2 rRNA genes are annotated in these 531 nt (G+C 46.5%); both read left to right on the forward strand.

Going from position 1 to position 531, the window contains the following annotated elements:
* A 16S ribosomal RNA gene (locus EUAN_RS12115) occupies positions 1 to 85 on the forward strand; the annotation flags it as partial.
* A 145-nt stretch (positions 86 to 230) separates the two neighbouring features.
* Positions 231 to 531 (forward strand): 23S ribosomal RNA (locus tag EUAN_RS12120); the annotation flags it as partial.

Genomic DNA, 531 nt, shown 5'->3' on the forward strand with positions numbered 1-531 from the left:
GCAGCTGCCGAAGGTGGGATTGATGATTGGGGTGAAGTCGTAACAAGGTAGCCGTATCGGAAGGTGCGGCTGGATCACCTCCTTTCTAAGGAGAAACGCTTTTTACTGTTCAGTTTTGAGAGTTCATGTAACTCTTGGAATGTCTGTACCTTGAAAACTACACAGTGAATATATAAAACAAGAACAATTAAACCGGAATGAAAATTCCAAGATTTTAATTGATCGTAATTGGTCAAGTTAGTAAGGGCATATGGTGAATGCCTTGGCACTAGGAGCCGATGAAGGACGCGATAAGCTGCGAAAAGCTTCGGGGAGCCGCAAATAGGCTTTGATCCGGAGATATCCGAATGGGGAAACCCACCTGTGGTAAACCGCAGGTACTGCATAGTGAATACATAGCTATGTGGAGGTAGACCGGGGGAACTGAAACATCTAAGTACCCCGAGGAAGAGAAAGAAAAATCGATTTTCTGAGTAGCGGCGAGCGAAAGGGAAAGAGCCCAAACCGCAGAGGGCAACTTCTGCGGGGTTG

Source organism: Andreesenia angusta, assembly GCF_001855385.1.
GTDB classification, from domain to species: Bacteria; Bacillota; Clostridia; order Tissierellales; family Gottschalkiaceae; genus Andreesenia; species Andreesenia angusta.